Source organism: Amphibacillus sp. MSJ-3 (assembly GCF_018919165.1).
GTDB lineage: Bacteria > Bacillota > Bacilli > Bacillales > Amphibacillaceae > Amphibacillus.
The window spans coordinates 72,267-80,670 of record NZ_JAHLQM010000008.1; the positions used below are offsets into that span (position 1 = coordinate 72,267).

Genomic DNA, 8,404 nt, shown 5'->3' on the forward strand with positions numbered 1-8,404 from the left:
GGCTCAAAACCCCCACTGATTGAAGTTTCACTTTATCTATTTTCCACTACTAGCTGTTGCTTGATTATTTATCCTGTATTAACATGTTATGATAGATGTAATATAGGATTTGAGGAGAGTAAAGATAGATGAAAATACCAATACTATACGAAGATAATCACTTACTTTTTGTTGAAAAGCCAATAAATGTCCCTGTTCAAGAGGATAGCAGTCGTGACCCTGATTTGTTAACATTATTAAAAGCGGACTTGAAAATACGTTATCAAAAGCCAGGTAATGTTTATTTAGCTCTGGTTCATCGACTTGATCGCCCGGTAGGCGGGGCAATGGTGTTTGGTAAAACCTCTAAAGCAGCTTCAAGACTTTCTGACATGATTCGGAGGCAGGTGATAGAACGAAGGTATCTAGCGATTGTTCATGGTATACCAAGTAAAACAAAGGATCAGCTCTTACACTACCTTTATAAAGATAAAGCCCAAAATAAAGTATTTGTAGACACATCCAATTACTCAGAAACAAAAAAAGCTGTGCTAGACTACCAAGTTATTGAATCAAAACAGGGTTTCAGTCTACTTTCTATTAAGCTCCATACTGGTAGGCCACACCAAATTCGTGTTCAGTTATCAACAGTCGGTCATCCGATTGTAGGTGATCAAAAGTACGGCAATCAAAAGAGCAAGCCAGGACAGCAAATTGCTCTTTGGGCACACTCGCTTTCCTTAGAACACCCTGTTAAGAGAGAACCATTAAGTGTTCAGTCATTACCCCCAACTCGCTTTCCTTGGGATTTATGGGATTTAGCAGCACTCGATTTATCCTGCATTAACAGGCAATAAGACACTCACTTCAAGTTTTGAGCAAGCTAAGTTGGAGATCAAATACCTGTAAAAGCCTGATTGGTTGGTCACACCCATGTTGTAGAAATAATCAGTGGGGGATAGAGAAAGGCAAACTAACCCCCATCTCTTATGATAACACCTACATGACCTAGCTTATGTAGGCTCAAAACCTCCACTGATTGAAGTTTCACTTTATTTTTTGAACATAGCTCATTCTCCATCCTTTGAGTTTTTTTAATTTTACTCTACATTTACTTAGTCTATAGATTGGACCTGGATTATTGTGGTGGGATTTCTAAGGGCGATTATTTTGAACTCTCTGATGGGTAACAGGGGAAGCCTAGCGATATGTCTTCCCAATATGATTATAGCTGTTGTTCTACCATTAACCTTAAATTTCCTCTCAAATAAATGATGGAAAGGTGTTGCAATTTAAAAAAACTGGGTGTAAAATAATATAGTGTCGTGGGACATTACTTTAACTTTAAAAAAGACCATAAGTCTTTTAAGCGGTAATGTTAATCATGGGGGTATAACTCAGTTGGTAGAGTAGCAGACTCTTAATCTGCGAGTCTAGGGTTCGAGTCCCTATGCCCCTATCATAATAAGCTAGACCCATAAGGAGGAGAATCGTTGGTGCGAGAGCATTCTAAGCGATTCTCCTCCTTTCTCTATGGTAACCCTCTTTTAGGCGATATGTCTTCACCAGGACAAGCTTCCTTTTTGAGCAGCTATTTGTTTTATCTGTAAATTTCTTGCTAAAAATATGGAAAAAGTCTTTTTCTGTTGAGAGGTAATTGAGCTAAGTTCGGTCCGGAAAGTTAAAACTGAACTTGAATATTTATCTGCTAGACACTAGCTAGTGATAATATAAAAACTAATTTTGTTTTTCAACGTTGCAAATCGATTGGATTCAATAAAACAGCTAAAACAATTTTTAATTCATTGTTTTAGCTGTTTTGTGATTTATAACTTAGCTAATTTATTTAAAAGTGGTGTCGCATTATCCCATAGATATTTATTATCTTGAACATAAGTGATGGCTTCTGATTTATCACCTACGTGGATAGAGTCAAAATATACCTCGGGGACCTTCATATTTCCAACTAAATAGTCTTTAATATGGGGATTTTCGTGATTGGCTTGTTTGAGTATTTGAATTGTTTTTGGTGTAAGTCCCTCGGTGAAATAGTTAGCCAAGGCATAACTGAAAAGTGAACTAGCACTCATATCATCCTCAAACTGCTCGATTAGGTTTTTTGCATCTTCAAATCTTTCCTGATCAACGTATAAAGGGAATAACAGGAATCTAATCCCTTGATTGTCATTAGGGTTTAGAATAAGCATCTCCTCAAACTCAGTTATGGCATCAGAGGTGTTACCATAATTAACATGGTATTTGGCAAGTTCCGCTTTTGCTCTCATAAAAGGTCGTGTTTCAACCAAACCCCAGAAGTGTCCTTCGTTTTCTTTGAAAAATGCTTCTCCGAGATCTTTTTTTCCAACCGAAACTGCCTTATAAATAAGTTGGTACTCTTCCATCAATGTTTTAGCATCATTAACCATCATCAAATAGGCATCAGGACTATTCGGGTAAATCTCCAAGGCCTCTTTGATTAGCTCTTTTCGCTTCCTGCCATTAGCCCTTTCCGCTGCAAATAGCTTGTCTTGTGCCAGATCCCTTGGTGAAGTTGAAGGGGGTAAGGTGGATTCTGGATTATTGAGTACCTCATTAAGGAATTGATTCATTTCTTCATCTGTATCGAATTCTTGCTCAGCTAACAACTTTTGGATGTCTCGCATCATTTGTTCCATCGTAGAATCATCAGGATCATTTAATTGATCATCCATATTTTTGAAGTTTGATGAGAACTCAAATAATTCTTCTTCAACAGCAGTTACAATCTGTTTTGCATTTTTTGATACTGTCGTGGCTGCTACTTGATATTCAGCAGCGAGTTCTTTCTGAGTTTGGTGGTTGATCTCTAAAACTCTCTTTTGCATCACATAATCGAGAGCCGCTGCATATGCTTCAGGTTTTTTTATGAATGGGTATTCATGATCAGTGAATATTTTCCATACAAGTTTTCCAGCCATAATTATTTCTTCATTACCACCTTTATTGGTAACATGTTCCTCAAACAGGTCTGCAACCCTTTCATATAGAAAATGGTCAAACTCGATTTCACTTGTTGAAATATCATAGATCATTGTTTCGGCTAGGATTTCTGGAAAGCGATCCCTTACTTCGTCACTTGTAAATTTAGTAAGGCTTTCGTACAATACTTCTCGATCAATAGACAGTTCAAAAACAGATAGGAAAACCCTATACTCCTGAATATAAGGAATGATTAGTCCTGTTAATATTTGGCCTACTAGGAAATCTTCCTCTCCGCCTTGAGATAGTTGATAGATCTTATTTGTTAGAATATCCTCGATTAGTAGATTTTCTTTATTAACTGACTTGATTTCGTAAAAGCTAATTGGAATCTGACTCCAGGATGTAAAAACATCTCTTACTCTTGGATTTTTTATTTTCTTTTGTTGACTTTGATAATACATTTCAAAGATGGTTTTTCCATTAGCAAGAGGCTGTAGGAATATACTCCAAGAGGTTATTATATCGGAAAATAGTTCAAAAAAAGGATTTTCATCTAAAAAATCATCTGGTATATAATCTGTAATAGTATTTTTTAATTCAACTTCATAATTTTCAAAGGCAAATCTCAAGAGGCCCTCGTGAAGTTGTTCGAGTTGTGTATTGTATCTGCTTGGATTTAATTCAATAACATTTGAAACACCATGACAATTTTTGTATTTTTTCCCACTACCACAAGGGCAAGGATCATTACGCTTAACTTTTTTCATTTGATTTCACCTCTTAATTGAATGTCCTTTCTTATCATTATGGAGAAGTTGATAATGGAATGCAAGAACAATACGAAGAACGCCCGGTTAAAATCCATATTTAGGATTGCAATCTTAAGTGCCTGGGAAAGAAATTTAATTATAGAGCTATATTAAAAAACGAAGTTAAGAGTATTTAGTAGAAATTGCGAGCAAATTGTGAAAGTTGAGAGCAAATCATGAAAGTTGAGAGCAAAACGTGAAAGTTGAGAGCAAATCGCAAAAGTTGAGAGCAAATCGCAGAAGTTGAGAGCAAATCAAGAAAGTTGCGAACAAATTTGGAAATTACAATGGATTTCACTTAAAAAAGAATTTTCAAAAAAAGGTTGACATTTTATTTCCCCGATATATAATTAGTTTTAAATATTTTTAAAAAACTGAATAGTTTGTCGTTTTCTTATCCAGAGAGATGGAGGGATTAGGCCCTATGATATCTCGGCAGCAGATTCTAAATGAATACTGTGCCAATTCCTACAAGTGCGAGATGCATTTGAAAGATGAGAACGGACGGTTTCTAATATAGTTTAAGAATCCCTTCTTTTCATCTTAAGAAAAGGAGGGATTTTTGCTTGTTAAAAGTGTTTGAATAGCTACATCTGGGGGGATTATATTGATTCAATTTAAAAATGTTTCAAAAACATTCGCAGTTGGTAAGAGGGAAATTCATGCTGTACAGGATGTTTCTTTACAGGTTAATCAAGGGGATATTTTTGGTGTCATCGGCTTTAGTGGGGCAGGGAAGAGTACCTTATTACGTCTGGTTAATCAACTGGAGTATCCGACAAAAGGGTCTATCTATATTCGGGATACTGATATTAGTAAGTTGTCAGCAAGAGAATTACGGAAGCAACGAAGTCAAATCGGGATGGTTTTTCAAAATTTCAATTTACTAACATCTCGAAATGTTTTTGGAAATATAGCTTATCCTTTAAAGGTTGCAGGCTATAAAAAACAGGCAATAAAGGAACGAGTCAATGAATTATTAACTTTTGTGGGTTTGACTGATAAGGCAAATGATTATCCGGAGCAACTTTCAGGGGGACAAAAACAACGTGTTGGGATTGCACGGGCACTTGCCTCTTCACCAGAGATTTTAATTTGTGATGAAGCGACATCGGCCTTAGACCCTGAAACAACAGAAGATATTTTAAGACTCCTGAAAAAAGTGAATCGTGAACTAGGAGTAACCATTTTATTGATTACTCATGAAATGCGGGTGATTCAATCGATTTGCGATAAAGTTGCGGTCATGGAAAATGGACGTGTGATAGAAACGGGTGAAGTCTTTGATGTTTTCACTAATCCACAGCAACTGACAACGAGACGTTTTATCCAATCTGTTCAAAAAGATTTGCCGTCTGAGTCCATTTTAAAAGAATGGCAAAAGACAAATGGCGGAAAGCTGTATCAAGTTATTTTCAAAGGTTCAGCAACAGTTGATCCGATATTATCAACGATTACTAAGCAGTATGATGTGGATTTTAATATTGTTTATGGGTCGGTACAAGAATTACAGGAAAAACTTTTTGGCAATATGATTATTTCCTTTGTAGGGAGTGAACAAAATACGAAGAAGGTGTTAGGGGAACTGGAAAAACGTGTTGAAATAAAGGAGGTTTATTAGGATGAATGTTGATTGGATAACTTTTTGGCCACGTGTTGTTGATGCAACAGCTGAAACTATTTTTATGGTAGCAAGTACACTGTTTTTTGGAACGATTTTTGGACTAACAATCGGCCTGCTCCTCTATGTATCAAGAACAAATAATATTCTTGAAAACAAGGTCATTTTTAACTTATTGAATTTTATCATTAATTTAATTCGCCCAATTCCGTTCATTATTTTTCTAGTTGCAGTTTCACCCTTAACCCGTCAAGTGATAGGTACAACAATTGGTACAGTTGCTGCCATCTTTCCAATGACAATCGTTGCTAGTTTTTCAATCGCACGGGTAGTGGAAAATAATCTAGTCGGTATCGATTCGGGTGTGATTGAGGCAGCTCAGGCAATGGGGGCAGGGTCAATTCGGATTATTATCACAGTCTTAATTCCCGAAGCGCTTGGTCCTTTAATTCTTGGCTTAACATTTATGACAATTAGTTTAATAGACTTTTCCGCAGTTGCCGGGACAGTTGGTGGTGGTGGCTTGGGTCATTTAGCGATGACTTATGGTTACCAGCGCTTTGATACAAGTGTGATGACTGTTACCGTTATAATTCTAATCATTCTTGTCCAGAGTGCGCAATGGTTAGGTAATACGATTTCTAGAAAAATAATGCGTCGTTAGTTTTTTTAAAAAAATATAAGGAGTGGTCTGATTTGAAAAAGATTAAAGGTTTTTTAGTTTTACTAGCAGTATTATTTTTAATTGCTTGTGAAGATAATAGAGGTGAAACAAAAGCCTCGGCAGATGAACCGGTTCAAGTATCGATTGGGGTAAATGGTGTTGATGGTGCACAGTGGCCAATTTTGAAGGAAAAGGCAGCCAAGGAAGGCATTGAAATAGAGTTAATTGAGTTTTCCGATTATACCTTACCAAACAATGCGCTTGCTCAAGGGGATGTTGATTTAAACGCTTTTCAACATTTTTCTTTCTTGGCGCAATATGTCAATGAAAGTGGCAATGATCTCTATCCGATTGGCTCAACAGTATTTGCTCCGTTAGGGATTTATTCAGAAAAGATTGAAGATATTTCTGAGTTTAAGGAAGGTGATAAGATTGCGATTCCAGATGATCCCTCTAATCAAGCTAGAGCACTTCGACTATTAGAAAGTGCTGGGTTAATTACTTTAGCAGATGATTTTGGCTTGTTTGGTGATCCGAGTAAGATAATAGATAATCCTTTAAATCTTGAAATCACCCCGATGACAGCACAACAATCACCACGTGTCCTACCTGATGTTACAGGTTCGATTATTAATAATGGGATTGCAGGACAGGCGGGTTTTGATCCGGCGAGTGACCCGATTTATCGTGAATCAGCAGAAGATGAGAGTGTTTATCCATATATTAACTTGATTGCTGCCAGAGTAGAAGATAAAGATAATGAAGTTTACAAAAAGATTGTTGAGCTTTATCAAGAACCAGATATTGAAGCTGCAATCGCTGAAGATACGAACCATGGTTCATCTATTGTTAAGCTAACTGATGAGGAAATTGAACAGTTATTTGAAGATTTAAAACAAGGTGAATAAGTTAATCGATAAAAGGAGGCTTTTTAAATGACAGTGATTGAAAATGTAAAGGATGTACTATTCCAGTCAATTGAAGATAATCAAGCGTTATACATCAAAACAAGTCATCAAATCCATGAGAATCCAGAGATCGGAAATGAAGAGTTTTTTGCTTGTGATTTGCATAGTGAAAACTTAAGTCAAGCGGGTTTTAAAGTTGATAAGGATATTGCTGGTCACAAAACAGCGTTTTATGCGATCAAGGATAGTGGTAAAACAGGACCGACCATCGCTTTTCTTGCGGAATATGATGCACTACCTGGGCTTGGTCATGCTTGTGGCCATAACATTATTGGAACAACTAGTGTGGCTGCTGCGATTGCCCTTGCAGAGGTCATTGATGATACAGGTGGAAGAGTTGTAGTCTTGGGAACACCTGCAGAGGAGGGAGGGCCGAATGGTAGTGCAAAAGGGAGTTTTGCTGATCAGGGATTTTTAAAAGATATTGATGTTGCCCTTATGCTTCATCCTGGTGGGCAAACAGGCTTAACACCAGAATCCTTAGCTGTTGATCCACTTGATTTTAAGTTTTATGGTAAGCCTGCACACGCTTCGGGTGCACCGCATCTAGGTGTCAACGCTTTAGATGGAGTCATTCAATTATTCAATGGTATTAATGCACTACGCCAGCAGCTACCAGATGATGTTCGAATTCATGGTATTATTACACATGGTGGTGATGCGCCGAATATTATCCCTGAATTTGCGTCAGCTCGTTTTTATATTCGAGCTAGCTCTTGGGACAAAACGAAGGAAATTGCAGAAAAAGTTCGAGCGATTGCAAAAGGTGCAGCCCTAGCAACAGGGACAAAGGTTGTGATTGAACGATTCCAAAATCCAGTGAAAGATCTCGTGCCAACGCCTGCTCTAGATCAGGTATTAGATGAAGAGTTGACAGCTGTTGGTGAAGAAGTCAATAAAGAAAAGCGTAAAGGCAAAGGTTCAACGGATGCGGGTAATATTAGTTACGAAGTCCCAACAGCCCATGGTCATATAAAAATTGGCCCAGACGACTTAATCGGTCATACAGCGGAATTTCGTGAAGCAGCTAAATCTGAGCAGGGTGATCAGGCAATTATTACTGGAGCAAAAGCACTTGCTTCAACAGCTTACCGATTGATAAGCGATCTAGCTTTATTAGAAAAGGTAAGGCAGGATCATCAAGGGGCATTGGAGCAAAAAAAGTCCTTATTATAAACGGAGAAAGTTAAAACTAAATCACTAACATAAAAGAAAATGATGAAATACACTTGGCTAATCGTAAGAAATGAGACTGGGATATAAGTTGAAAATTCATTTACTTTAGAAAAACGGTTGTACAATATATAGCGTTGGTGAGTTAAAAAACAGAAACCATTGACGCTATATTTTTATTTGAATATTTTATGATTTGTCTCATTTATAACTCACTTTATATACCCGC

Annotated in this window: 6 protein-coding genes, 1 tRNA gene and 1 riboswitch; of the genes, 6 read left to right on the forward strand and 1 reads right to left on the reverse strand. The window is 37.1% G+C overall.

What is annotated here, in order from left to right; all coding sequences use genetic code 11:
- Positions 1 to 128 precede the first annotated feature (128 nt).
- Positions 129 to 836 carry an RluA family pseudouridine synthase gene (locus KQI76_RS04075; protein ID WP_216399035.1) on the forward strand — a complete coding sequence of 236 codons (708 nt, stop codon included), beginning with the start codon at positions 129 to 131 and terminating at the stop codon, positions 834 to 836.
- Between the two features lie 529 nt (positions 837 to 1,365).
- Positions 1,366 to 1,438 (forward strand) — tRNA-Lys (locus KQI76_RS04080).
- A gap of 367 nt (positions 1,439 to 1,805) precedes the next feature.
- On the opposite strand, the gene KQI76_RS04085 is transcribed toward KQI76_RS04080, so the two are convergent.
- Positions 1,806 to 3,707, reverse strand: coding sequence for an SEC-C domain-containing protein (locus tag KQI76_RS04085; RefSeq protein ID WP_216399036.1), 1,902 nt, complete (start codon positions 3,705 to 3,707; stop codon positions 1,806 to 1,808).
- A 433-nt stretch (positions 3,708 to 4,140) separates the two neighbouring features.
- Positions 4,141 to 4,250, forward strand: a riboswitch (SAM riboswitch).
- A 106-nt stretch (positions 4,251 to 4,356) separates the two neighbouring features.
- Between KQI76_RS04085 and KQI76_RS04090 the strand changes: the two genes are divergently transcribed.
- The 4 genes from KQI76_RS04090 to KQI76_RS04105 are packed head-to-tail and all read left to right on the forward strand — an operon-like array spanning position 4,357 to position 8,178.
- Positions 4,357 to 5,370: a methionine ABC transporter ATP-binding protein gene (locus KQI76_RS04090; RefSeq protein WP_216399037.1), complete on the forward strand. Its 1,014-nt coding sequence runs from the start codon at positions 4,357 to 4,359 to the stop codon at positions 5,368 to 5,370.
- 1 nt (position 5,371) lies between these two features.
- Positions 5,372 to 6,034, forward strand: coding sequence for a methionine ABC transporter permease (locus tag KQI76_RS04095; protein ID WP_216399038.1), 663 nt, complete (start codon positions 5,372 to 5,374; stop codon positions 6,032 to 6,034).
- Positions 6,035 to 6,066: 32 nt separating this feature from the next.
- Positions 6,067 to 6,942, forward strand: coding sequence for a MetQ/NlpA family ABC transporter substrate-binding protein (locus tag KQI76_RS04100; RefSeq protein ID WP_216399039.1), 876 nt, complete (start codon positions 6,067 to 6,069; stop codon positions 6,940 to 6,942).
- Positions 6,943 to 6,969: 27 nt separating this feature from the next.
- Entirely contained in the window at positions 6,970 to 8,178 is a 1,209-nt protein-coding gene (locus KQI76_RS04105) for a M20 family metallopeptidase (protein WP_216399040.1), read from the forward strand.
- Positions 8,179 to 8,404 lie beyond the last annotated feature (226 nt).

Bases quoted from the DNA above. Each gene is read 5' to 3' on its own strand.
- KQI76_RS04075 (WP_216399035.1), top strand. From the start codon at position 129: ATGAAAATACCAATACTATACGAAGATAATCACTTACTTTTTGTTGAA.
- KQI76_RS04085 (WP_216399036.1), bottom strand. From the start codon at position 3,707: ATGAAAAAAGTTAAGCGTAATGATCCTTGCCCTTGTGGTAGTGGGAAA.
- KQI76_RS04095 (WP_216399038.1), top strand. From the start codon at position 5,372: ATGAATGTTGATTGGATAACTTTTTGGCCACGTGTTGTTGATGCAACA.
- KQI76_RS04105 (WP_216399040.1), top strand. From the start codon at position 6,970: ATGACAGTGATTGAAAATGTAAAGGATGTACTATTCCAGTCAATTGAA.